Origin of the sequence: Pseudidiomarina sp. (genome assembly GCF_048267825.1) — a bacterium.
Lineage (GTDB): Bacteria > Pseudomonadota > Gammaproteobacteria > Enterobacterales > Alteromonadaceae > Pseudidiomarina.
In genome coordinates, this window is sequence record NZ_JBLWWR010000003.1 from 1 (window position 1) to 22,647 (window position 22,647).

Annotated in this window: 26 protein-coding genes; 7 read left to right on the plus strand and 19 right to left on the minus strand. The window is 47.7% G+C overall.

Annotation, left to right across the window (positions count from 1 at the left end; translation table 11 throughout):
* Positions 1-106: 106 nt before the first annotated feature.
* Positions 107-1,747 (minus strand): phosphoglucomutase (alpha-D-glucose-1,6-bisphosphate-dependent), encoded by a 1,641-nt coding sequence (gene pgm / locus ACN0UN_RS04220; RefSeq protein ID WP_417658867.1) that lies wholly within the window; start codon positions 1,745-1,747, stop codon positions 107-109.
* Entirely contained in the window at positions 1,747-2,274 is a 528-nt protein-coding gene (seqA, locus tag ACN0UN_RS04225) for a replication initiation negative regulator SeqA (RefSeq protein WP_417658868.1), read from the minus strand. The genes pgm and seqA overlap by 1 nt, the downstream gene beginning before the upstream one ends.
* A 121-nt stretch (positions 2,275-2,395) precedes the next feature.
* Here seqA and ACN0UN_RS04230 point away from each other — a divergent pair, with 121 nt between their 5' ends.
* From ACN0UN_RS04230 to fur, 4 genes are all read left to right on the plus strand, one after another.
* Positions 2,396-3,178 carry an alpha/beta fold hydrolase gene (locus ACN0UN_RS04230; protein ID WP_417658869.1) on the plus strand — a complete coding sequence of 261 codons (783 nt, stop codon included), beginning with the start codon at positions 2,396-2,398 and terminating at the stop codon, positions 3,176-3,178.
* A 69-nt stretch (positions 3,179-3,247) separates the two neighbouring features.
* The gene (locus ACN0UN_RS04235; RefSeq protein WP_417658870.1) at positions 3,248-3,463 is read left to right on the plus strand and encodes a DUF2788 domain-containing protein; all 216 of its coding nucleotides are present in this window, start codon (positions 3,248-3,250) and stop codon (positions 3,461-3,463) included.
* Between the two features lie 26 nt (positions 3,464-3,489).
* A complete protein-coding gene (gene fldA, locus ACN0UN_RS04240) occupies positions 3,490-4,014 on the plus strand; it encodes a flavodoxin FldA (protein WP_417658871.1) in 525 nt (174 codons plus the stop codon).
* A 31-nt stretch (positions 4,015-4,045) separates the two neighbouring features.
* Entirely contained in the window at positions 4,046-4,495 is a 450-nt protein-coding gene (gene fur / locus ACN0UN_RS04245; RefSeq protein WP_417658872.1) for a ferric iron uptake transcriptional regulator, read from the plus strand.
* Here fur and ACN0UN_RS04250 read toward each other — a convergent pair.
* From ACN0UN_RS04250 to ACN0UN_RS04285, 8 genes are all read right to left on the minus strand, one after another.
* Positions 4,492-6,186: a PAS domain-containing protein gene (locus ACN0UN_RS04250; protein ID WP_417658873.1), complete on the minus strand. Its 1,695-nt coding sequence runs from the start codon at positions 6,184-6,186 to the stop codon at positions 4,492-4,494. The genes fur and ACN0UN_RS04250 overlap by 4 nt on opposite strands.
* 86 nt (positions 6,187-6,272) lie before the next feature.
* Positions 6,273-7,943, minus strand: a complete 1,671-nt coding sequence (gene glnS / locus ACN0UN_RS04255; RefSeq protein WP_417658995.1) for a glutamine--tRNA ligase — start codon at positions 7,941-7,943, stop codon at positions 6,273-6,275.
* Between the two features lie 85 nt (positions 7,944-8,028).
* The gene (locus ACN0UN_RS04260; RefSeq protein ID WP_417658874.1) at positions 8,029-9,009 is read right to left on the minus strand and encodes a biotin-dependent carboxyltransferase family protein; all 981 of its coding nucleotides are present in this window, start codon (positions 9,007-9,009) and stop codon (positions 8,029-8,031) included.
* Positions 9,002-9,694, minus strand: coding sequence for a 5-oxoprolinase subunit PxpB (pxpB, locus tag ACN0UN_RS04265; protein ID WP_417658875.1), 693 nt, complete (start codon positions 9,692-9,694; stop codon positions 9,002-9,004). Before pxpB ends, ACN0UN_RS04260 begins: the two co-directional genes overlap by 8 nt.
* A gap of 2 nt (positions 9,695-9,696) precedes the next feature.
* Complete coding sequence (locus ACN0UN_RS04270) at positions 9,697-10,461, minus strand: 5-oxoprolinase subunit PxpA (RefSeq protein WP_417658876.1); 765 nt, start codon at positions 10,459-10,461, stop codon at positions 9,697-9,699.
* Positions 10,458-10,871, minus strand: a complete 414-nt coding sequence (locus tag ACN0UN_RS04275) for a hypothetical protein (RefSeq protein WP_417658877.1) — start codon at positions 10,869-10,871, stop codon at positions 10,458-10,460. The genes ACN0UN_RS04270 and ACN0UN_RS04275 overlap by 4 nt, the downstream gene beginning before the upstream one ends.
* Positions 10,872-10,893: 22 nt before the next feature.
* Positions 10,894-11,184, minus strand: coding sequence for a hypothetical protein (locus tag ACN0UN_RS04280; RefSeq protein ID WP_417658878.1), 291 nt, complete (start codon positions 11,182-11,184; stop codon positions 10,894-10,896).
* Positions 11,171-11,353 (minus strand): hypothetical protein, encoded by a 183-nt coding sequence (locus ACN0UN_RS04285; RefSeq protein WP_417658879.1) that lies wholly within the window; start codon positions 11,351-11,353, stop codon positions 11,171-11,173. Before ACN0UN_RS04285 ends, ACN0UN_RS04280 begins: the two co-directional genes overlap by 14 nt.
* A 150-nt stretch (positions 11,354-11,503) precedes the next feature.
* Between ACN0UN_RS04285 and ACN0UN_RS04290 the strand changes: the two genes are divergently transcribed.
* Both ACN0UN_RS04290 and ACN0UN_RS04295 read left to right on the plus strand, forming a co-directional pair.
* Complete coding sequence (locus tag ACN0UN_RS04290) at positions 11,504-12,427, plus strand: pirin family protein (protein WP_417658880.1); 924 nt, start codon at positions 11,504-11,506, stop codon at positions 12,425-12,427.
* Positions 12,427-12,903 (plus strand): hypothetical protein, encoded by a 477-nt coding sequence (locus ACN0UN_RS04295; protein ID WP_417658881.1) that lies wholly within the window; start codon positions 12,427-12,429, stop codon positions 12,901-12,903. Before ACN0UN_RS04290 ends, ACN0UN_RS04295 begins: the two co-directional genes overlap by 1 nt.
* Here the strand turns inward: ACN0UN_RS04295 and ACN0UN_RS04300 are convergent.
* From ACN0UN_RS04300 to ACN0UN_RS04315, 4 genes are all read right to left on the minus strand, one after another.
* On the minus strand, positions 12,900-13,652 hold the full coding sequence (locus ACN0UN_RS04300) for an SDR family oxidoreductase (protein ID WP_417658882.1): 753 nt from the start codon (positions 13,650-13,652) through the stop codon (positions 12,900-12,902). The two genes, ACN0UN_RS04295 and ACN0UN_RS04300, sit on opposite strands and share 4 nt — an antisense overlap.
* Before the next feature lie 4 nt (positions 13,653-13,656).
* Complete coding sequence (locus ACN0UN_RS04305) at positions 13,657-14,730, minus strand: phosphotransferase family protein (protein WP_417658883.1); 1,074 nt, start codon at positions 14,728-14,730, stop codon at positions 13,657-13,659.
* Positions 14,731-15,957, minus strand: a complete 1,227-nt coding sequence (locus ACN0UN_RS04310) for an acyl-CoA dehydrogenase family protein (protein WP_417658884.1) — start codon at positions 15,955-15,957, stop codon at positions 14,731-14,733.
* Positions 15,958-16,044: 87 nt separating this feature from the next.
* Positions 16,045-16,977 (minus strand): LysR family transcriptional regulator, encoded by a 933-nt coding sequence (locus ACN0UN_RS04315; RefSeq protein WP_417658885.1) that lies wholly within the window; start codon positions 16,975-16,977, stop codon positions 16,045-16,047.
* 132 nt (positions 16,978-17,109) lie between these two features.
* Here ACN0UN_RS04315 and ACN0UN_RS04320 point away from each other — a divergent pair, with 132 nt between their 5' ends.
* Positions 17,110-17,670, plus strand: a complete 561-nt coding sequence (locus ACN0UN_RS04320; protein ID WP_417658886.1) for an FMN-dependent NADH-azoreductase — start codon at positions 17,110-17,112, stop codon at positions 17,668-17,670.
* A 63-nt stretch (positions 17,671-17,733) separates the two neighbouring features.
* Here the strand turns inward: ACN0UN_RS04320 and ACN0UN_RS04325 are convergent, their stop codons facing one another.
* The 5 genes from ACN0UN_RS04325 to sucC form a co-directional block, all read right to left on the minus strand.
* A complete protein-coding gene (locus ACN0UN_RS04325) occupies positions 17,734-19,122 on the minus strand; it encodes a hypothetical protein (protein WP_417658887.1) in 1,389 nt (462 codons plus the stop codon).
* A gap of 20 nt (positions 19,123-19,142) precedes the next feature.
* Positions 19,143-19,427 (minus strand): excalibur calcium-binding domain-containing protein, encoded by a 285-nt coding sequence (locus tag ACN0UN_RS04330; protein ID WP_417658888.1) that lies wholly within the window; start codon positions 19,425-19,427, stop codon positions 19,143-19,145.
* A gap of 139 nt (positions 19,428-19,566) precedes the next feature.
* Positions 19,567-20,424 carry a DMT family transporter gene (locus tag ACN0UN_RS04335; protein ID WP_417658889.1) on the minus strand — a complete coding sequence of 286 codons (858 nt, stop codon included), beginning with the start codon at positions 20,422-20,424 and terminating at the stop codon, positions 19,567-19,569.
* A gap of 87 nt (positions 20,425-20,511) precedes the next feature.
* Positions 20,512-21,384: a succinate--CoA ligase subunit alpha gene (sucD, locus tag ACN0UN_RS04340; RefSeq protein WP_128351866.1), complete on the minus strand. Its 873-nt coding sequence runs from the start codon at positions 21,382-21,384 to the stop codon at positions 20,512-20,514.
* Complete coding sequence (gene sucC / locus ACN0UN_RS04345; RefSeq protein ID WP_417658890.1) at positions 21,384-22,550, minus strand: ADP-forming succinate--CoA ligase subunit beta; 1,167 nt, start codon at positions 22,548-22,550, stop codon at positions 21,384-21,386. The genes sucD and sucC overlap by 1 nt, the downstream gene beginning before the upstream one ends.
* Positions 22,551-22,647: the final 97 nt, after the last annotated feature.

A 22,647-nucleotide genomic window follows, 5' to 3' on the forward strand; every position in this document is an offset into this window, starting at 1 on the left:
CAACGCAGACTTCTGATGAGCTATTAACAACCCTTGCGGATGAGCAGGCTCACATAATCGAAGAAGAAGAGGCTGAAGCGGAAGCGCAACAGCCTAAAGCAAATGCCTAAGCTTGTAACCAACTGGTAACCAGTTGCTGGGCTTGTCCGGCAAGCTCATCAAGGTGGGCTTCGCTGACAAAGCTTTCACAATAAATTTTATAAACCGGCTCTGTCCCTGACGGGCGAGCTGCAAACCAACCGTTAGCCGTGGTCACTTTAACGCCACCAATGATGGCGTCATTGGCCGGTGCTTTAGTCATGATAGCGGTCACTTCATCACCTGCCAGTTCAGTCAATTTAAGTTTATAACCACGAATACCGGCAAAGCCTGCATTCATTTCGGCCGACGACGTAACATCAATACGACGATAATAAGCTGTGCCATATTGCTCACACAAACCATCATAATATTGGCTTGGATTCTTACCCGTTTTGGCACAAATTTCAGCGGCCAACAATGCCAAAATGATGCCATCTTTATCGGTTGACCAAGGCTGTCCTTTTTTATCCAGAAAACTGGCGCCAGCGCTTTCTTCACCGCCAAATGCAGTGGTTCCGGCAAACAGTTCTGGTGCGAACCATTTAAATCCAACTGGCATTTCACGCAGTGGACGTTGGTAGTTGTTTACCACCCTATCAATCATCGCGCTGGAAACCAAGGTTTTGCCAATGGCTAAATCTTTTGACCACTGCCGATGACTGCACAAATAATCAATGGCCACCGCGAGGTAATGGTTTGGATTCATCAAGCCATGCGTAGGGGTAACAATGCCATGACGATCATAATCAGGGTCATTGCCTAGCGCGATGTCATAGTCATTTTTTAATTTCACCAGACTAGCCATGGCATATGGCGATGAGCAATCCATACGAATTTTGCCATCTTTGTCGAGTGTCATAAATCTAAAGCTGGCATCAACATCAGCATTATGAACGTCAATATTCAACTTATAATGTTCAGCAATTGGCGCCCAGTAGCTGGCCCCTGCACCACCCATAGCATCGACACCGATACGTAGGTTAGCTGCAGCTATCGCCGACATATCAATCACGTCATCAAGGCTCTCAATATAGTCCTTACGCCAATCGATTTGCTTTAATTTATCGCTGGCACGTGCTTCGGCGTAAGTCACCGCATTAACCCCCATCAACTGCGATGATAACAGCGCGTTGGCATATTTTTCGATGGTTCGCGTCGCGTTCGTATCGGCCGGTCCGCCATGCGGTGGGTTGTATTTGAAGCCGCCGTCAGTCGGCGGGTTATGAGACGGTGTTATGACCACCCCATCACACAACCCTTCGCTACGGTTACGGTTATAACGCAATATTGCATGACTGATTACCGGTGTCGGTGTATAGCCGTCATCGGTTTGGATGTGCACTTCAATACCGTTACCGATAAAAACTTCCAGTGCCGTCATATAAGCAGCTTCGGATAAGGCGTGGGTATCACGCCCCAGCAACAACGGCCCAGTAATCCCCTGCTCTTCGCGGTAGGCAACCAAAGCTTGGCTAATTGCTAGAATGTGAGCTTCGTTAAACGAGCTATCAAACGCACAGCCACGATGGCCTGACGTACCAAACTTCACTTTCTGGGCGCCGTTGCGCGGGTCAACTTCATTCACAAAATAAGCGCTTACAAGCTGCGCAATGTTCGTTAAATCAGCGGCAATAGCCGGTTGCCCGGCGCGTGGATGCAAAGCCATTATAGAAAGTCCCTTATTTTTTCAGCTTGTTCCTGCGAATAGCCCAATTCCTGCGCAACTTGCGTCAGCATGGATTTTTTGCGCGTAGTATTGTTGTTCGTTACAACGAAATACGGTGCATCAGGAATTTGTTTTGGATTTGTACTTGTGCCAGAAGCCTCAAGTTCGGCTTCCGTTTTGGCGAAATATTGACGGTCTCGTCCGCTAATGTGCAGTACGCTGTCGAATTGGTTAGCGTGACATTTGTACAGCATGCTCAAAATGTAGAGAAAGCGCGCCACAATACTGCGTTGTCCGGCAAGGTCAGCTCGGGTCATCACATCAAAGATACTGCGGCCGGTTATACCTGCTCTGGTTTCTTCGTCCGTTGCCTCAGGAATTGCTATGACAGGTTGCCCCGTTGCTACTTCAGCGGCGGACAAGCCAAGCAAGCGGCGTAATATGGCCGAAGCACTTTCACCGATATGTTGTGTGTGGCTGGCAATATAGCGGTATAATTCGTCATCTATTTCAATGCGTTTGGTCATCACCCGATCACTTTTTGTTAGCGTTTAGTTTAGCTTTTGATTTAAACAAGGGTTGGTGCTTTAAGACACGTGTTCTGCACGCTATTATACCCAAGCACACGCTAGGGTACAGGAAATCAATATGAGCACAGCACAGATTCTTAACTACGAAGTTCTTGGCAGCGGCGAGCCGGTGGTTTTATTGCACGGATTATTCGGTGATTTGGATAATCTTAAAGGGCTAGGCCGCGACTTAAGCGCTGATTTTCAAGTCATCCTCGTTGATGCACGCAATCATGGTGATTCATTTCATAGTGACCACATGAATTACGCCGACATGGCCGCAGATTTAGCAGCAACGCTTGACGCGCTAAATATTGAATCTGCGCATATTGTGGGACATTCAATGGGTGGTAAAATTGCGATGGAATTCGCACTCACCTACCCTGACCGCGCGCGCAGTGTTATTGCAGCAGATATTTCGCCCGTGGCCTACGACCCAAAGCACCGCCACATCCTCGATGCTTTAAAAGCAATCGATTTGAGTACCGTTAGCAATCGCACTGATGCCGATAAGCAACTTGCGCAACACATTGACACCCGTGGTGTGCGCCAGTTTCTATTAAAAAACCTGAGCCGAGAAGACGGACATTACACCTGGCGCATTAACCTTGACACCCTAAACAATTGTTATGAGGAAATATCGGGCGCAGTACGCCAAGGAACCTACAATGGCCCTATATTATTCATTAAGGGTGGCGATTCTGATTATTTAGCGACAGCGCACACCGATGAAATTAAGGGACGATTTAGTAACGTAGAAGTAAAAATTATTGAAGGAACAGGCCATTGGCTTCATGCTGAAAAACCGCGCATTTTCAACCGGCTGGCACGCGCCTTCATTGAGAATCATTCTCGCACCTAAGCACGCAGCATGCTATACTCTGCGTTCTTTTGAAATCATATAAACAACCATACATCAGGTGTTGCTGTTATGCTGTCAGAACATTATGAATTGATTGAAACGCTAGGTACCAACTTTGCTATCGCAATATTATTTGTACTTATCGGGTTAGCAATTCAAGATGTTTTGAAGAAAGGCGATGTTCCTAAGTTTGGTCGTTGGTTTGTTTGGTTAGTTCTATTTTTGGGATGCGCTGGCTTTATTGCGAAAGGCATTATTCAAGCATTCTGGGAATCAGGTCTTTAATTCTCTAGAGCAGGTAGTACGATTCTATGGCAAGTGTAGGTATATTTTTCGGTAGCGACACGGGAAACACTGAAGCTGTCGCGCAGATGATCCAAAAAGATTTAGGCAAGCATCTAATCGACGTATTTGATATCGCAAAATCAAGCAAAGAAGACATCGCGTCGTATGATTTGCTCATGTTCGGCATCCCTACTTGGTATTACGGTGAAGCCCAATGTGATTGGGATGACTTTTTCCCTGAGCTCGAAGAAATAGACTTCAATAACAAATTGATCGCTATCTTCGGTTGCGGTGATCAAGAGGATTATTCTGAATACTTTTTAGATGCCATGGGCACTATCCGTGATATTGTTGAAGCACGTGGCGGTATCATCATTGGTCACTGGCCAACAGAGGGCTACGAGTTTGACGCATCACGCGCTCTAGTTGATGACAACCATTTTGTAGGCTTGGGAATTGATGAAGACCGTCAACCTGAGTTAACCAAAGAACGTGTACACAAGTGGTGTGCACAAATTCGTGATGAAATGGGCTTAGACCAATTAGACTAAGCATAAATAAACCACTCACAGCGAAGATATCATGAGCAGCAAAGACGAATTACAACTAAAAAAAGCAGGCCTTAAGGTCACGTCGCCGCGGATTAAAGTTCTCGAGATTTTGAAGAACCCAAACAATCAGCACATTAGCGCTGAAGACGTGTATAAAATCTTACTCGAGAACAACGAAGAAATAGGTCTTGCAACAGTTTATCGCGTACTCAACCAATTTGATGATGCGGGAATTGTAAGCCGGCACCATTTTGAAGGTGGTCGTTCCGTGTTCGAATTAAGCGCGAAAGATCACCATGATCATCTGGTTTGCTTAACCTGTGGTCACGTATTCGAGTTTGAAGACGATGTCATCGAGCAGCGCCAGTTGCAGGTTGCAGAAGCCAACAATATCAAACTAACCAATCACAGTTTGTATCTTTACGGCGAATGCAAAACCCCTGAAACCTGTGTTAACAATTTAGAAGCTGACGCTGACTAGTCGATTTCTGACCATACTACGCAGTTTCGTCCATCACGTTTGCCGCGATACAACGCTTCATCAGCACGGTGTAAAACATCATCGCGGGTGTCTTGCGGGGTCAGCATCGTCATACCAATCGTCGCGGTTACTTGATAGCTTTCACCGTTATGACAAAACGCCAGCTCACTGATTAACTGGCGAATTGCATTCAAGCGGCGTTTTGCATCCGCGCCTTCCACCCGGTGCAGTAACAATGCGAATTCTTCCCCACCAATACGCGCAAACACATCGCCAGGACGCAATTGTTCGTTAATAAAAGCAGATACAGTTTTCAGAACCAAATCGCCCTCGGCGTGGCCGTATTGATCGTTAATGATTTTAAAGTAATCGATATCGATAATCGCGACGCAAATTCGTGATGCGGTTACGATTGATTTTAGCTCGCGTTCAAGGCTGGCAATAAAAAACCGACGGTTGTTCACTTTCGTCAATTCATCGGTCACATTCAAGCGCTCCAGCTCACGCTGGTAAAGTTTTTGCTCGGTCACATCGCGAACGGTACCAATCATCACATCGCGACTGTCATCCCCCCGAAAACCTGCTAACTCATGCACCCATCGAATCTCTCCATCCGCGCGCACAATGCGATGCTCCACGTCGTGAACGCCGGTTTCACGCGCCCGTTCCATACTGGCTTTTACGGCCTTGAAATCATCGGGATAAATAGCCCGATCAAACACTTCAATCGTCGGCTTTACGTGCTCTTTATCCAGCCCGAAAATACGATATATTTCGTCCGACCATGCCAACTCACCCGTCGTTAAATCGACACGCCAATAACCAATATTGCCAAGTTCCTGCGCTTTTTCTAAAGTGATCTTACTTTCAAGCAATTCCAGCTCGAGTTCTTTATCTGCAGTCGTATCAACAATCTGCCCATACCAACGAATCACGCCTGACGCATTATCGCGCTCAGGAACCGCGTAGCCCGTTAACCAGCGTTCACTATCACCTTTAATCAAACGGTATTCACAAAACCATTCATTAAGCGACTGGGCGGACTCCAGAATACTGTGCTGCACTTTGCCTATATCATCTGGATGGATCAGACTAAAAAGTACACTCACATCATCACGAATTTGTTCTGGCGAAACGCCCGCAATATCGATAATTCCCGCGCTGGAATACGGGAAGCGCATGGTGCCGTCGGGATAAAGCTCGAATTCATAGATAACACCAGGAATGGTGCGGGTTATCTTGCGCAGCCGTTGACTTGATTCAACCATATCGTTCACATCAAACCATGAACCTACGATTTTTTCAGCACGCCCATTGGGGGCCATGCCCACTGCAGTGCCTATGTCGCGAATCCAATGCCAGCTACCGTCAGCAAATTTAACGCGAAATTCCACCTCGAAATCTTTGCTTTCCCCGCCAAGATACTGTTTAAATTGTCTCGTAGCGCTTGAACGATCATCAGGATGAATGATCTTAAGCACGTCATCGAAGGTAAAGGTTAATTCAGGATGCCAGGTTAGCCCGAGCAGCTCCGCAAAGTATTCATTAACTGACAGTTCGCCGCTGGCGACACACAACTGCCAAACTCCAACTTTTGACTTCGCAACCACAGCCTCTAAGCAATACAAACGCTCCCGCAGTTGGTCTGCAGTGAGATTGTTATAGCGTTCGGTCAAATCCTTCATTGGCATTAAAAAATCCCTAGTAACAGTATGCTACTAGGGATTCTGGCATGATCGTGATAGCAAACGCAAACGTGCACGTGTTGACAGTACACTTAAGCGGCGGCTTCACTCTCTGACCAAGTATCGCGTAAACCAACGGTCTGATTGAATACGAGATGGCCTTCATGGCTATCCTGACTGTCGGCACAGAAGTAACCAATGCGTTCAAACTGATAAGCTTTTTCAGGCTCCGCAGTGGCTAAACTTGGCTCAACAAAGCCATGTTTAATTTGCAACGAAGCCGGATTCAACGTGCTGAAAAAGTCTTCTTCGGCACCCGGATTAGGCACTTGGAATAACCGATCGTACAAGCGGAATTCACACGGCACAGCGTGGGCTGCAGCCACCCAATGAATCACACCTTTTACCTTGCGGCCATCAGCTGGGTCGGTTCCCAACGTTTCTGGATCATAGGTGCAATAAATGGCAGTAATGTTACCTTCAGCGTCTTTATCAACACGTTCGGCTTTAATGACATACGCATTGCGCAAGCGCACTTCTTTACCTAGTACCAGACGCTTGTATTTTTTATTGGCTTCTTCACGAAAATCTTCACGTTCTATCAGAATTTCACGTGCAAACGGCACTTGGCGTGTGCCCATGGCTTCATTATTTGGATGATTTGGCGCATTGAGCTGTTGCTCATGCTCTTCCGGGTAATTTTCGATGACTAAGCGCACCGGATCAAGAACTGCCATAGCGCGTGGCGCGTCTTGGTTGAGTTCATCGCGAATACAGGCTTCAAGCATACTCATTTCAACCTGGTTATCCATTTTTGTCACGCCAATGCGGTGGCAAAACTCGCGCACCGATGCTGGCGTATAGCCGCGACGACGCATACCCGCAATGGTTGGCATCCGCGGATCATCCCAGCCACTCACCTTGCCTTCTTCAACCAGTAAATGAAGCTTACGCTTACTCATCACGGTGTACTGCAGGTTTAAACGTGAGAATTCAATTTGCTGCGGATGACAGTCAATGCTGATGTTATCCAGTACCCAGTCATACAAACGACGATTGTCTTGGAACTCGAGTGTACACAACGAGTGCGTGATGCCTTCAATCGCATCCGAGATACAGTGCGTGAAGTCATACATTGGATACACACACCATTTATCACCCGTTTGATGATGGTGTGCAAAACGAACCCGGTAAATTACTGGGTCACGCATACACATGAACGGTGAGCTCATATCAATTTTGGCGCGCAGGCACACTTCGCCTTCCTGGTATTTGCCCGCTGTCATGTCAGCAAATATCTTGAGGTTCTCTTCTATGGCCGTGTCGCGGTATGGACTATTTTTGCCCGGTTCTTTCAATGTACCGCGCAGTTCACGCATGGTTTCCTGGCTTGAAAAATCGCAGTACGCCAAACCTTTTTCAATCAGTTCGACTGCGTAGCCGTGTAACCGATCAAAGTAATCGGAAGAATAACGCGGTTTACCTTCCCAGGTATAACCTAACCATTTCACATCAGATTGAATGGAGTTTACATAGTCCACTTTTTCTTTCAGCGGATTGGTATCATCGAAACGCAGATTGCACGTGCCATGGTAGTCTTGCGCAATACCGAAGTTCAGCACAATGGACTTAGCATGACCTATATGCAAAAAGCCATTTGGCTCTGGTGGAAAGCGCGTGTGCACCATTTTATGCTTACCACTAGCAAGGTCTTGGTCGATAATTTGACGGATAAAATTACTGCGCGGCGCGTTTGCTGCCATGTCTGCGGCCATGGATACCTGTACTCCAATTCTAATTCGATAAAGTGGGCGCTATGATCGCAGTTTCTGCCAGACTGCGCAAGGGCTATACACTAAGGTTAAAAAACCGATAAGCCTGCCTTAATTCGTCTTGTGCTTCGCCTAATTCGGCACGTACAAAGCGAACTTGAGTGCCCGCCGTTGCTTGCGCGAGTGCCATTCGAGCCGACCAACTCAACACACCTATTTTCGGATAGCCGCCCAGCGTCTGACAGTCATTGAGCATAATGATTGGCTGCCCATCGGGCGGAACCTGAATAGCCCCAATAGGCAGGGGTTCAGAAATGATTTCGCCATGCGACCACTGTAACGGTTGATCGGTATGTAGCCGAACACCCATGCGGTCTTGCTTGGCAGTAACCGCAAACGTTTGCTCGAAAAATTTTGCGGTTTCGGACTCAGAAAATTGCCCATACTGAGCAATCGGAATCACCCCTAATGCAAGCGTTGAGGTGGCCGATATGCGTGGGATAAACGCGTGTTTCGGTCGTCGGTGGACAATCACGTGCTGGGGTGCATACTCACCAACATTTAAGGTGTCGCCGCGTTTTAGGGGCTGTCCATCGCCTTGTAAGCCTCCTAACCCATCACGCATCACTGTCGCGACAGAGCCGAGCACCTGCTGTGCTCGAATACCACCAGCTACTGCCAAATAACTTCGCAGCCCACGCGGAGGACTCGCAATGGTCACAGTGTCGCCTTTTGCAACGGGAAATACCTGCCAGGTAGCTTGCTGCTGGTGGTTTTTGGTCACCACGACTGGCGCGCCGCACACAACCCAAAAGCCATCGCTCAATGCGGTCACCGTTAAGTCGCCTAGCGTGATTTCCAGCTGCGCCGCAATCGGCTTATTGCCGAGCAGTTTATTGCCCCACAAAAATGCGCGCTCATCAATTGGACCGCCGCGCGTGATTCCCTGTGCCAGTTGACCATACCGCCCCCAGTCTTGCAGCGTTGTGAGTAGCCCAGGCTGATCGATTTGCAAGCCCGGCATTGAGGACTTGAGCCAATTATCCACTTCAGTCATCCGCCCGCCCGCTCACTTGCCGTTCAATGTGGTCATACTCAGCGCGGCTAATGGGTATAAATTTCACTTGGTCACCCGCTTGCATGGTTAATCCAGTCTCGAACTGCCAACCGGCAACACGACCAATCAGATTCCACCCGCCCGGTGACGGCCTTGGATAAATCGCAGTTTGCTGATTTGCTATCGCAACGCTGCCCGCTGGAACTTTGGTTCGCGGTGTCTTTTGCCGCGGCACTTGCAAGCCTTCGACAACATCGCCTAGGTACGCAAAGCCCGGAGCAAACCCGATGGTGTAAACATGATAAGTAGGCGCACTATGGCGTTCAATGATTGCCGAGGTGCTGAGCCCTGTCAGCTCACTTACGCGACTTAAATCGATGCCAAGATCAGCATCGTAGCAAACTTTAAACTCATGCAAGGTGCCCGTGTGCGCAAGTTCCTGATCAGATATACCATGCAATTGTTTATTCAGAACACGTTCAACAACTGCATACTCGGTAGTTTGCACATCGTAAACAACCATTAATGTATGATAAGCCGCAACCACATCAACGAGCCACGGAGGATTCTCAGCCAAAATTTTCGCACGCAAGGCGTGCACCTGTTGATTAATGGTTTTATCAACGCGTGCTTCAAATACCACCATTGCCGCATCAACGGCGGCCACTTCGACACGAGCTTGCACCTTCACGCCTCTAACAACGCTTGGCGGATTGCCACCACCGTTGCGATAGACTCTGGATTGTCGCCATGCACGCAGAGTGTATCCGGCACCAATGTTAATGCTGAACCGTCCGCAGCAGCAATTGACTGCCCCCTTGCGAACGCAATCGCTTGTGCAAGAATTTCATCACGCTCAGTAAGCACTGCGTCAGCATAGTTGCGCGAACGTAAACTACCATCTGCTTCATAACGCCTATCCGCGAAGGCTTCAAAACACAAACTCACCTGATGTTCGGCGGCAATCCGTTGCTGAACACTGTTATCTGCCTTCGCTAGCGTTAACAAATACAGCGGCCGCTGCTGCGACTTTGTAAGTCGGCTTTTATTTATTTCTGCCATCACTCGGCACACCAACTCAAACAATTCTTGGTCGCGCTGCATATCGTTATACAACGCTCCGTGGGGTTTCACGTAGCTCAGCTCAGCTCCAGCATGGTCACATAGTGCCTGCATTGCACCAATTTGATAGTGCAAAATGGCTTTTAATTCCGGTGCACTAAAATGCAGAGTGCGGCGTCCGAAACCCGCTAAATCAGGATAGGCTGGGTGCGCCCCAATGGTCACACCGTGTTCTAGTGCTAAATTAATCGTTTGAACCATAATTGCTGGCCCGCCAGCATGAAACCCACAGGCTATATTTGCCATATCGATGTGCGGCATCACGGCACTATCATCTCCCATAGTCCAGGCCGCAAAGCTCTCGCCCATATCACAATTCAGTTTAATCATGGCTTCTTATCGACCGCTTCCTTTGCTTTTTCACTAGATCGCGCACCCGTAAACCGAGCGTAGCTGTAGGCAAACAAATACATGCCAACACCAATGCTGCTTATCGACAGCGGCACAATCACTAACCCGGACACTTGATGAGCCCCATACACAGCAGCGCATCCAGTTAAACCGAGCGTGACCAATGAAGCTGCCACGAGCGTTATCGGCTCCAACCATTTAATCAAGACAGTACCGCCTAACAAGTTCACCAATGCGCCTAAAATAACACCCCATGCAAGCGGTACGCCAAGCTTGTACCAACCCAGTTGCCAATCGATAATAACCGCCCATAACTGTTGTTCTGTAGCATTGTAGAACAGTAGGCCAACCAGGCCGGCTAAAATAACTAATCGTGTCGTTACTGACATAGTGTTTCCTTAACTCCAGGGGCTATAGCATTAACCACGATAGCAAGGCGATAATGGCCGCGATTACAGGCACCCAAAAGATTGGGGATTGATACCATTTCAATACGGGTTGTTGAAACGGTTGTTGGGTAGCTTCCCGTTGCGGCTCCGGGCGTTTTTGCCGAAGCAACCACACCACACCCACAACAAGTAAAACAAGCCCTAACTGACGGTAACTTGACACCGTTTCGCCCGCTGGTGCTAAAACGGCTAATAAAACCCCCGCTATGATTATTGCGAGAGCACTGATTCGTGTTGCACTAGTTGTTTTCATTTTTGTGCGTTTGCCCCTGTTTTTTCTGTTTTCGCCAGGCTATGAAAAACCATATCCAGCCCACTAATTGCATGACTATTCCCACCATAATGGTGGTAAGATTTTGTTCCCAAACGCCGCTTAACATGGCGGCGAAGCCAATCACAGCTAACAGCAAAGGATAAATCATTTTTATCTCCTTGAGGTGTACATACACCTTACTGAAATCTCTCGCGCTACGGAAGTACTCTTGTATTATATTCGACTATTGTATGGGGCGATGCCATACTGCTTACAAGCATGTATGCGTCTTTTAAAATAGCGGAATCATGAGGTAGTTATGACCCGATCTGCTCAGGAAACTACAATTGAAACCTGTGAGTCAGAACACTTGCAACACGATGCACGTGTGCATTCATCACTGCAGCGCCAACTCACACCTCAACTCTTAATTCACCGGATACTCCCACAACGTGCCATTCGTATGATTGGACCCTGGTGTTTTCTTGATCATTTTGGCCCAGTCGCCCCCGTAGACTATCGTAAATTCGATATTCCACCACATCCGCATATTGGCCTGCAAACCATTACCTGGCTGTTCTCAGGTCAACTGTTGCATCAAGATAGTTTAGGTTACGAACAGCCATTACGCAGCGGTCAACTCAACTTAATGACCGCTGGGCGCGGCATTAGTCATGCTGAAGTTGCTGATCATAATCCCGATCAACCACTGCATGGGTTGCAACTGTGGTGTGCACTTCCTCCAGAACACGAGCAAACGGAGCCGCGGTTTGACCATTATCAGCAGGTGCCGAAGTTCAGTATCGGCGACTGTACCGCAACCCTCATTATTGGCTCCTATGCGGCTAACGATCGCCGCTGGACAAGCCCAGCATTGAGCTTTAGCCCGGCACTTGCGTTGATGCTCAGTACACCGCGCGTCACAGCCATTGAAGTTCACCTTGATCGTGATTTTGAATACGGGATTTATGTCGTTCGCGGACAAATTGAGCTACTTGATAAAACCGTTCGGGCGCATCAACTTATCAGTCTAGGCAGCAGTCGACGCCATCTTGTTATTGAGGTGAGCGCCGATACAGAAATTCTCGTGGTTGGCGGTGAAGCCTTTGAACAGCCCGTTAAAATGTGGTGGAATTTTGTAAGCGCGTCGCAACAGCGGGTTGAACAGGCTCAAAGTGATTGGGACGCAGGTCACGAACGCTTCGGACAAGTCAGTCACTACACCAGTAAAAAGGCTACATAATGGGACTTATTCGCGCACTGGGAAATTTCACACGCCGCCTTGGTTTGTGGTTTTTAGCAGCTGGAATTACGCTCGCTGTGCTGTTTACGGCAGTGTTGATTTACAAGCTCACGGTGTTTGAACCTGATCCACCAACCGTTGCAAATTGCCAGTCCATACAATTAATTACTACTGCAGGTAATGCTGCAGAAATTCACGTGCATCAGTGTCAACGGGGGACGAATAAATCCGCGTGGAAAGGCTACGAGGTATGGTTATTTGAACCATCAACCAATGATTGGCTGCGCATTGCGACTGCTGAACAGGGCGATTGTTTAAGTGTGTCATGGCAGCGTCCGGGCGAGCTGGTGATTCACCACGGCCATAGCCGCGGCGATTTAAATATCGCGAAAAACTCGGTGATCTATCGTGACGCCAACACGATGCCAAATACCATTAGCGTCACCACCCAACGCGAAGATGATTGCCCGCTTTAACCGAGCTTCATCACCCATTTCAATGGTAAGCGCTTCATCAGAAAGCCGATTAAAGCCCACGGCCAAGTTGGCACGTACGCTTGTACCGGTTCCTTTTCGATAGCTTTGACTAATTTTCGGCAACCGGTTTCGGTGTCGATCATAAATGGCGTGTTTTTAACTTTTTCATTAATTTCAGAGCGTATGTAACCTGGCAAAATCGCGCTGACTTTAATCGGTGATCTAGACTTGATCAGATCAGCCCGAATACCCTCAGTTAATGCTAACAATCCGGCTTTGGTTGCGGCATACACTGTCATTGCACGCGGCATGCCACGTAGCGCACTAATGGAGCTAATGGTAACCAAATGGCCACTATTTTGTGCACGAAAAATCTCCAACGCAGCTTCGCATTGGGCCAGCGCTGCCACAAAGTTGGTTTGCGCCGTTTGCACATTGGCATGAAAATAGCCGGTACCTAATGATGCCCCTTTGCCCATACCTGCATTAACGATAACCCGATCGAGCGTTCCGAATTCAGCTTGAAACTTCTTAAAAACACGAAACACATCTTCGTGTTTATTCACATCTAACGCTTTTACACGAATTTGGATATCTGGGTATTGTTGTTCGAGTTCTTGTTTGAGCGCATCGAGCCGCTCAGTGCGCCGCGCGCACAATGCCAGATTGCGGCCATGCTTGGCAAACTCACGCGCCATGCCCTCGCCGAGACCTGAACTCGCGCCTGTTATAAGAATAGTTTTGCGCATTGGATTATCCTTGTTTCATTAATTTGCGGGCTCGCCACTGCAAGTAATTCACCAAAAACCAAAAGTTCTTAAAGGCTGGATTACGTGTTTGCTTGTGGTAATAACGGTAATAGATTTGTTGTGCGATAACGCTGAGGCGAAACAGCCCAAAAACTTCGTAAAAACGAAAATCTGCGACGTTAACGCCCATTTTCTCGCAGTAATAATCAATGACTTGTTGCCGTGTCAGCATGCCTGGCAAATGCGTGGGTTGACGCCGTGTCGACCGGGCTATACGGTCATCATCTGCTTGTATCCAATACGCTAGGCTATTGCCTAAATCCATTAGCGGATTTCCTAGCGTTGCCAATTCCCAATCTAAAACACCAATAATTCGTGTTGGATCATTAACATCCAACACAAGGTTATCGAACCGAAAATCATTATGTGTCATACAGATGGTTTCTTGCTTTGGCATATTCTTGGTCAGCCAACGAATAATTTTCTTTCCTGAAGGCACGTTCCAAGTCTTGGCTTTTATATAGCGTTCACTCCAACCTGTTACCTGACGCTCTGTATACCCTGCACCTTTGGCCAAATCAGTTAACCCAGCCGCTTCAATATCAACCTGATGCAATTCAATCAGCACATTCAGCGCATTTAAACAAAGCTGCCGTGTTTGTGATTCACTCAGCTTCAGGTCTCGCGGCATATTTTTACGCGGAATAATGCCAGCCACCCTATCCATAACGTAAAACTCAGCACCAATGATGGAATCATCGTCGGTGTATAAGTGCATTTTCGGTACATAAGGAAAAACAGGCTTTAGCGCCTTTTGCAGCCGATATTCCCGCCCCATGTCGTGGGCTGATTTGGCCTTGGTGCCTGCTGGCGGTCGGCGTAAAATGAGATCGGCGTTGTCGAATTCTAACCGATAGGTCCAATTGGACGCACCGCCACTGTATTGGGTGACCCGCATAGCGCCTTTTAACTCGGGTAACTGCTCACGCAGCCACTGGCTGAGTTGTTGTTCGGGAAGTTGTTCGCCAGCACGAACTTCACCGGCTTTATCTTCAAATCTTGCTCCCGCGTTCGCCACTTAAGCCTCCCGATACTTGGCTAGTTCAACTTTAGCAATGGTGGTTCGGTGTACGGCATCGGGGCCATCGGCAATGCGTAGCGCACGAGCCATCGCATACAATGCTGGTAACGGTGTATCTTGGCTCATGCCAGCACCACCATAGAGCTGAATGGTTTCATCAACAACTTTTTGCAATACGTTCGGTGCAGCCACCTTAATTGCCGAAATTTCGGCCAAAGCTTTCATGGCACCGACTTGATCAATCTTCCACGCCGCATAAAAAGTTAGTAAGCGCGCCTGATCGATTGCAATACGCATGTCTGCTACACGCTCAAGGTTACCGTTTAACTGTAATAATGGTTTGCCAAACGCAATACGATCCTGACCTCTGCGCATGTACAGTTGCAGCGCTTTCTCTGCTGCTCCCAAGGCCCGCATACAATGATGAATGCGGCCTGGACCAAGTCGGCCTTGCGCAATTTTAAATCCATCACCTAACGCACCAATCACATTAGCTTTCGGTACCCGAACGTTTTCGAACAACACCTCACCGTGACCATAGGGTGCATCGTACTCACCAAATGCAGGTAACATACGCTCGATGGTTACGCCCGGCGTATCAAGTGGCACCAGTACCATCGAGTGGCGTTGATGCTTCGGTGCATCGGCATGCGTAAGCCCCATAACAATCGCAAACTTGGCATTCGGATGCCCCAATCCGGTTGACCACCATTTACGGCCTCGTATCACGACGTCATCACCGTCTGCCACAATACTTGCTTGCATGTTGGTCGCATCAGATGATGCAACGTCAGGCTCGGTCATACAGAATACAGAGCGAATTTCCCCGTTTAATAGCGGCGTCAGCCATGTTTTCTTCTGGTGTGCGCTACCAAAGTGATACAGCACTTCCATGTTACCGGTGTCCGGTGCATTACAATTGAATATTTCGGGTGCAATAATGCTATGCCCCATCACTTCAGCAAGCGGCGCATAATCAAGTGTGGACAAGCCGGCACCAAGCTCGGCATCGGGCAGAAATAAATTCCACAAACCAGCTTCTTTTGCTTTTGCTTTCAAGTCTTCAATAATCGGCGCCACCTGCCAGTCGCGCCAATTTCCATCTGGATTCAGCCGGCGGTTTTCCTTGTGGTAGTTCGCTTCAATCGGTTCAATATGATCACGCATGAAAGCAATAAGCTGCTTGCGAAATTTCAGTGTATTGTCACTTGGGGTAAAATCCATAACGATGCCCTACTTGAGTCGCGGTTGCGAAATTATTTAAACAACTGTTTGAATGATTGTAGTGAGTTAACTTGAAAATAAAAGCCTTTATATCGTATTTAACGAGCGTTGTGCCGTAGCAGGTAAACGCTCTGCAAGAAAATCAATGAATACGCGAACTGCAGGAAGCAACCCCCGCCGGTATGGATATACCATGTGCATAATTCCCATCGGTAGCGACCAGTCTGGAAGAACGCGTTCTAACAAGCCTTCTTCTACCGCTTGTTTACCTAAGTAATTGGGCAGTGACACAATGCCTAAGCCAGCTATTGCCGCTTCACGTAAAACAATCATGTCGTCTGTGATGAGCCGCGGGCGAAAACTAACAGTTAACTTTTCGCCCTGCTGAGAAGTCATGTCATACCTGTAGCGACCGCTGGTGTAGTGCAAACTCAAATGGGGAAAATTAACCAGATCAAGGGGGTGTTGAAGCGGCTTAGTAATCTTGGCTACGTCACCGCGATTTGGGCTACGGTAAAGCGTACCGGGGGCATCAGCAAGCGGCCTTGCAATGAGTGATGAGTCCTCGATAAACGGCCGTACGCGCAAAGCAACATCAACGCCTTCATCAATTAAATTAACGGGGCGATTGGTTACCATTAAATTGATTCGAACGTCTGGGTACAGTGCCATAAACTCGGGCAGCAGGTTTACCAACATGCTCTGGCTAATCGCATAAGGCGAGCTTACATGAATATCGCCTCGAGGAGTTTCCTGAACCATTTGCGTCACCTGTTGTGCCGCTTCGGCCGCGGCAACCATGGTTTCGCAATGCACCAAGAAGGCTTGCCCAATGTCCGTTAATTTCAATCCGCGGGTGCTTCGATGCAATAAACGTACCCCCTGCTGGTCTTCAAGTTCGGTCAACCGCCGACTTACCGTTGATTTCGGCATATTTAATTCCCGCGCACCAGCACTGACACTGCCCGCAGCAACAACCCGCGCAAAAATTAAGTAATTGGTTAAATCTGGTATCGCCATAGCCCCTCTCTTAACCGTTCCATATATGGAACATTGATTCCCAATATAACCATCTACCGACATAAATGGAACATTCGTATACTGTGCTCATCAGATTAAATTCTACAGCGCACAGATTTTGAGAGGTCTTTTATGAATATATTACATCTTGATTCAGGTATTTTCGTTGACCAGTCGGTCAGTCGTAAGCTCAGTCGTGATATTGTGGCGCACTTAAGCCAAAGCAGTGACACCAAAGTTATGCATCGCGATCTGGTAACCAATGCGGTACCGCATCTTGATGCAGAAACATTATTAGATAACGAGAATTCACTAAGCACAGAACTCATTGCGGAAATTCAAGCGGCGGATGTGCTTGTGATTGGCGCACCTATGTATAACTTTACCATACCGACTCAGCTCAAGGCTTGGCTGGATCGCGTGCTCAAAGCAGGTGTTACCTTCAAATATACTGAGCAAGGCCCAGTTGGATTGTTAACCGGCAAAACCGCTTACATAGCATCAGGCCGCGGTGGAATTTATAGCCAAGGTGACGCCGCAGCGCTCGATCACCAAGAAAGCTACTTGCGCAACGCCTTAGCATTTATTGGTATCACAGATGTGCATGTTGTTCGTGCTGAAGGCTTGAACATGGGAGACGAACCACGTCAAAAAGGATTGTCAGAAGCTGAAGAAGCAATTGCTCAGCTGTAAACCGTTATACTTTCTATGACCATCCCGACGGTCTTTGGCGCACCTATTTGGTGCGCCTTTTTTTTAGTCTTGCTGTAAATAGCGCAGTAGCGCAGCTTGCCGGTCAACCGTCGATTGCCGCAGTGCGCCTTCGTACAGTGCAATGGTTGCGCTGCATAACAACCGAGGGGAGCTCACGTACTGTTCAGGGTCATCAAGAACCGAAAGATATTCTGGATTGCGTTGCTCAAGCTGTATGATCACCGAATCGAACAGTATAGGTGCTGTGCCAGTTCGGCTGCGATAGTCCGGCCGCAACTGCGTACGCTCAATTAATTTTATCACCGCGTTTTCATGTGCATCAAGCAGGTTAGCCGGCAACATATTCTTCACATCGGCACCCTCGGCGCTCCACTGCGGATACATATAATTCACGCAATGCCGTGGTTCTAAGTAATTTAAATAATTAAGAATATCAACCGTCGCCTGCCAATACTCTACGAGTTCAGCATCAGGCGCTTGCTGCAGATGCTCAGGTTGCCAGTTGGCCTTCACATCACCGAACGCATTGGTTGATGCAAAGCGCTCGCTGGGCACCATTTCATCCACGACGCGTGCATCCAATAACTCTAACTGACCCGGATACCAAATATCAGCCCCAGCCACTCGTACAGCTTGTCTGATAAAACTTTCGGATACCCCGTGGCGTCGATAAATGCGTTTAAATTCATCATTCAGTGCTGCCACGTCATTGCCATCGACAGACTGTAACGAGGCACTATGAAACCCCAGAATGCCGCGCTTCCCGAGGTATCGCTTCGCCCCCCCCATAAAGGCTATGGTACACGCACTTGAGCATTCACTGGGGCTATATGTATCCAGATTGTATTGCTGAATCAATTGATACAACCGAACGCCTTCACTAATTCGTCCGCCTTTTGAATTTAAATGAATCACCTGAACATCTGGATAGCGTTCAAGTAGAGCCTGTACACTGTCTGCTGTACCGAACGGTAAACTGCCAATTAGCTCTAATTCCTTACCCTGATTTAATACACGCAGTTCAAAAGTGCCGAGTGACTCACCTTGCGCCAATAAGCCAAACCCTTCTTGCAATTGCCCAACCCCAAACTGATTAAAGTCAAACACGGCTCTTACAGCAGCAATAACGACCATAACGCGAGCTGCGTTAGCCCACATAGCGCGCCCACCACGCGACGTGTGATACCGCGCAGAACGCCAAATACCAACGAGTTGCCAAAGTGTGATTAGCAGCACAAGACCGCAGAGAAAGATTAACACCCCGCCATAAAAACTGACATTAACTGAGAGTATGGTCGTTAGTTTATCGACAAGAAAAATGATCAACGAAAGCAATAATGTGACACCAACGCCGATAACCCAATAAGCAAAACCTAGCGAGAAGTCTCCCTGCCAATGCTCTTTAATAAGCTTTCTTATCGATGCCAGCATAATTACCAGGTCCTTAACGCCTAAAAGCGAGAGTCGTTCTCGCAAGGAATGCCATTCTGGTTGTCATCAAGTTCGGTGTTGGGGCAAAAATGCATAAAATATTCGGCCTCTTCACGTGACGTCATTTGGGGGCAATACCGACGACCGTCGCAATGAAATTCTGGACTTTTGCGGAGTACCTGACCTTGCATGGTTTGCACGAGATCACCCAAAAGGCCCGACCGATTTACCGGTTGCGGCTTCTGAGCTTCGTAATAATTCCATACAGCAAGGATTAGCGCAGCGAGTAGTATTATTTTTTTCATGGGGAGTACCTTATTGATTTAACACTCACACCACTTTTGTTATGAATTAATACTAGACAACTGTTTTAAAATTACAATTTTATAATAATCATAGAGTGAATTAGATATTTTTGTTTTAAGGTTATATCAAACAATATAGTTACCGGGCTTTATTTCGCCAAGACACAATCAAAATACCGCCAATGATTAGCGAGGCAGCAATAACTAACTGACGTGTAAACAGTTCACCGGCGAAGAGTACACCACCATAGGCTGCGATAAGCGGAACAGAAAGTTGACCTATTGCCGCCGTAGTAACGGATAGACGCGGCAAAACCAAGTACCACACCGCATACCCTAGCCCTGACGTAACCGCACCCGACAAAACGGCTAACAGCATACCCTCTGAGGTAACCGTAGCATTGGGTAAAGCAAATAATAACGCGGCAGTCACAATGGGGGCTGCACGCACAAAATTATAGGTTGTGTCGGCTAACGGGTTAACGCGACCGCGGCCATGCAATGAATAAAACCCCCATGCACTGCCTGCCATGATCATGGTTATAGACGCCAACAATGAATCGGGAACGCTGATTGTTGGAGCAACCAGATACGCCAGCCCTCCAAACGCAATGATGCACCCGACCCATTCGGTCTTGGTGAGCAAAACGCCACGGCTTATATTGACGCCAAGCATGGTTAACTGCACAGCTGCAAACAGCACCAAAGCGCCAAACCCTGTTTCCAACTCAACATACGCGTATGAAAACGCGATTGCGTAGACACTTAGCATGAGCGCTCCCCACCAACTGCCTCGCGTTGTCATGGTGCGTTTGGATTTTTCTGTGCGCTGTCGCAGCAATGTCAACAGTAACCACAAGGTCACGGCACCACTTAAAATTCGAATGATGATAAACGAAGCAGGATCAATAGCCGGTTCTAATAGTGCGTAGCGTGCAATAATCGAATTTCCTGCAAACGCAAATAAAGCAATTAAAAATAGCGCAGCTGTTTTCATCATTAACCTTTAGTGGTTGGGATAATTGGACTGTAGATACAAAAAAGCCGCTCAATTTGAGCGGCTTTCATCGTATCAAAACTGAGCTTACCAGCCAGTCTTTTCGCGCAATGCTTTGCCGATATCAGCCAAGCTACGCACAGTTTTCACACCAGCAGCTTCAAGGGCAGCAAACTTCTCGTCTGCAGTACCTTTACCACCAGAAATGATGGCACCAGCGTGGCCCATACGCTTACCAGGAGGTGCTGTAACACCTGCAATGTAAGAAACAACTGGCTTGGTGACGTGATCTTTGATGTATTCTGCAGCTTCTTCTTCTGCAGTACCACCAATCTCACCAATCATCACGATCGCTTCAGTTTCAGGATCTTTCTCGAATAATTCGAGAATATCGATGAAGTTAGAGCCTGGGATTGGATCGCCGCCGATACCAACACAGCTTGACTGGCCAAAACCTTCGTCAGTGGTCTGCTTCACCGCTTCATACGTCAAAGTACCTGAACGCGACACGATACCCACTTTACCTTTCTTGTGGATATGGCCTGGCATGATACCAATTTTGCACTCGTCAGGTGTGATAACACCTGGGCAGTTTGGACCAATCATGCGCACGCCTTTGTGCGTTAGATATTCTTTCACATACAGCATGTCCAAAGTAGGAATGCCTTCAGTGATACAAACGATAAGCTCGATACCTGAGTCTGCAGCTTCAATGATTGAATCTTTACAGAAAGGTGCTGGAACGTAGATAACTGATGCAGTTGCACCCGTTGCTTCTACCGCTTCACGCACAGTGTTGAATACTGGTAAACCAAGGTGCGTTTGACCGCCTTTACCTGGTGTTACGCCGCCAACCATTTGCGTGCCGTATGCAATCGCTTGCTCAGAGTGAAAAGTACCCTGGCCGCCAGTGAAACCCTGACAGATTACTTTGGTATTTTTATCGATCAAGATAGACATTATTGACCTCCTGCCGCAGCAACCACTTTATCAGCAGCGTCAGACAAGCTCTCTGCTGCGATAATGTTCAGGCCACTTTCTGCTAATTTCTGACGACCTAACTCAGCATTGTTACCTTCAAGGCGAACAACCACTGGAACCTTCACGCCAACTTCTTCTACTGCACCCATAATACCTTCTGCGATCATATCGCAACGTACGATGCCGCCGAAAATGTTAACAAGAACGGCTTTTACCGCGCTGTCAGACAGGATGATTTTGAACGCTTCAGTAACGCGTTCTTTGGTTGCGCCGCCACCAACGTCAAGGAAGTTAGCTGGCTCGCCACCTGCAAGTTTAACGATGTCCATAGTACCCATCGCCAAACCAGCACCGTTAACCATACAACCGATGTTGCCATCAAGTGCAACGTAGTTTAGTTCCCACTTCGCAGCTTGTGCTTCACGCTCGTCTTCTTGCGAAGGATCGTGCATTTCACGGATTTTTGGCTGACGATATAGCGCGTTGCTGTCGATATTGATTTTACCGTCTAAGCAATGCAAGTTGCCTTCGTCAGTGATAACTAGCGGGTTGATTTCTAACAGAGCGAAATCATACTGTTCGAACATTTTCGCTAAGCCCAAAAAGATTTTAGTAAATTGTTTAACTTGATCTGGATTCAAACCCAATTTAAAACCAAGCTCACGACCTTGATAAGGCTGAGCGCCTACAGTTGGGTCAATGATTGCTTTAAGAATCTTTTCAGGCGTTTCTTCAGCAACTTTCTCGATTTCAACACCACCTTCCGTTGACGCCATGAACACGATTTTACGTGTTGCGCGGTCAACAACTGCGCCTAAGTACAGTTCTGAAGCGATATCAGTAAGGCTTTCTACCAAAATTTTAGCAACCGGCTGACCGTTTGCGTCTGTTTGATAAGTAACCAAGTTTTTACCTAACCAATTGTTCGCGAAATCGCGAACTTCATCGTGGCTAGATACGAGTTTAACACCGCCCGCTTTACCGCGACCGCCTGCGTGTACTTGAGCCTTAACAACCCAACGATCACCGCCGATTTTTTTGGCAGCTTCAACGGCTTCGTCTGCAGTGTCTACTGCAAAGCCTTCAGATACTGGCAAACCGAACTCTCTAAAGAGTTGTTTAGCCTGATACTCATGCAAATTCATGATGATCTTCCGATTCGTTTGAACAACAAAAGCAGCTTCGTGCTGCTTACCCGAAAATTCGCGCGTATTTTACAGTTTTGCGCGCAAAAAAGACAGC

Coding starts and splice junctions, on each gene's coding strand:
- pgm (WP_417658867.1), bottom strand. CDS start 1,747: ATGGCTTTGCATCCACGCGCCGGGCAACCGGCTATTGCCGCTGATTTA.
- seqA (WP_417658868.1), bottom strand. CDS start 2,274: ATGACCAAACGCATTGAAATAGATGACGAATTATACCGCTATATTGCC.
- ACN0UN_RS04230 (WP_417658869.1), top strand. CDS start 2,396: ATGAGCACAGCACAGATTCTTAACTACGAAGTTCTTGGCAGCGGCGAG.
- ACN0UN_RS04235 (WP_417658870.1), top strand. CDS start 3,248: ATGCTGTCAGAACATTATGAATTGATTGAAACGCTAGGTACCAACTTT.
- fldA (WP_417658871.1), top strand. CDS start 3,490: ATGGCAAGTGTAGGTATATTTTTCGGTAGCGACACGGGAAACACTGAA.
- fur (WP_417658872.1), top strand. CDS start 4,046: ATGAGCAGCAAAGACGAATTACAACTAAAAAAAGCAGGCCTTAAGGTC.
- ACN0UN_RS04250 (WP_417658873.1), bottom strand. CDS start 6,186: ATGCCAATGAAGGATTTGACCGAACGCTATAACAATCTCACTGCAGAC.
- glnS (WP_417658995.1), bottom strand. CDS start 7,943: ATGGCAGCAAACGCGCCGCGCAGTAATTTTATCCGTCAAATTATCGAC.
- ACN0UN_RS04260 (WP_417658874.1), bottom strand. CDS start 9,009: ATGACTGAAGTGGATAATTGGCTCAAGTCCTCAATGCCGGGCTTGCAA.
- ACN0UN_RS04270 (WP_417658876.1), bottom strand. CDS start 10,461: ATGATTAAACTGAATTGTGATATGGGCGAGAGCTTTGCGGCCTGGACT.
- ACN0UN_RS04275 (WP_417658877.1), bottom strand. CDS start 10,871: ATGTCAGTAACGACACGATTAGTTATTTTAGCCGGCCTGGTTGGCCTA.
- ACN0UN_RS04280 (WP_417658878.1), bottom strand. CDS start 11,184: ATGAAAACAACTAGTGCAACACGAATCAGTGCTCTCGCAATAATCATA.
- ACN0UN_RS04285 (WP_417658879.1), bottom strand. CDS start 11,353: ATGATTTATCCTTTGCTGTTAGCTGTGATTGGCTTCGCCGCCATGTTA.
- ACN0UN_RS04290 (WP_417658880.1), top strand. CDS start 11,504: ATGACCCGATCTGCTCAGGAAACTACAATTGAAACCTGTGAGTCAGAA.
- ACN0UN_RS04295 (WP_417658881.1), top strand. CDS start 12,427: ATGGGACTTATTCGCGCACTGGGAAATTTCACACGCCGCCTTGGTTTG.
- ACN0UN_RS04300 (WP_417658882.1), bottom strand. CDS start 13,652: ATGCGCAAAACTATTCTTATAACAGGCGCGAGTTCAGGTCTCGGCGAG.
- ACN0UN_RS04310 (WP_417658884.1), bottom strand. CDS start 15,957: ATGGATTTTACCCCAAGTGACAATACACTGAAATTTCGCAAGCAGCTT.
- ACN0UN_RS04315 (WP_417658885.1), bottom strand. CDS start 16,977: ATGGCGATACCAGATTTAACCAATTACTTAATTTTTGCGCGGGTTGTT.
- ACN0UN_RS04320 (WP_417658886.1), top strand. CDS start 17,110: ATGAATATATTACATCTTGATTCAGGTATTTTCGTTGACCAGTCGGTC.
- ACN0UN_RS04325 (WP_417658887.1), bottom strand. CDS start 19,122: ATGCTGGCATCGATAAGAAAGCTTATTAAAGAGCATTGGCAGGGAGAC.
- ACN0UN_RS04330 (WP_417658888.1), bottom strand. CDS start 19,427: ATGAAAAAAATAATACTACTCGCTGCGCTAATCCTTGCTGTATGGAAT.
- ACN0UN_RS04335 (WP_417658889.1), bottom strand. CDS start 20,424: ATGAAAACAGCTGCGCTATTTTTAATTGCTTTATTTGCGTTTGCAGGA.
- sucD (WP_128351866.1), bottom strand. CDS start 21,384: ATGTCTATCTTGATCGATAAAAATACCAAAGTAATCTGTCAGGGTTTC.
- sucC (WP_417658890.1), bottom strand. CDS start 22,550: ATGAATTTGCATGAGTATCAGGCTAAACAACTCTTTAGAGAGTTCGGT.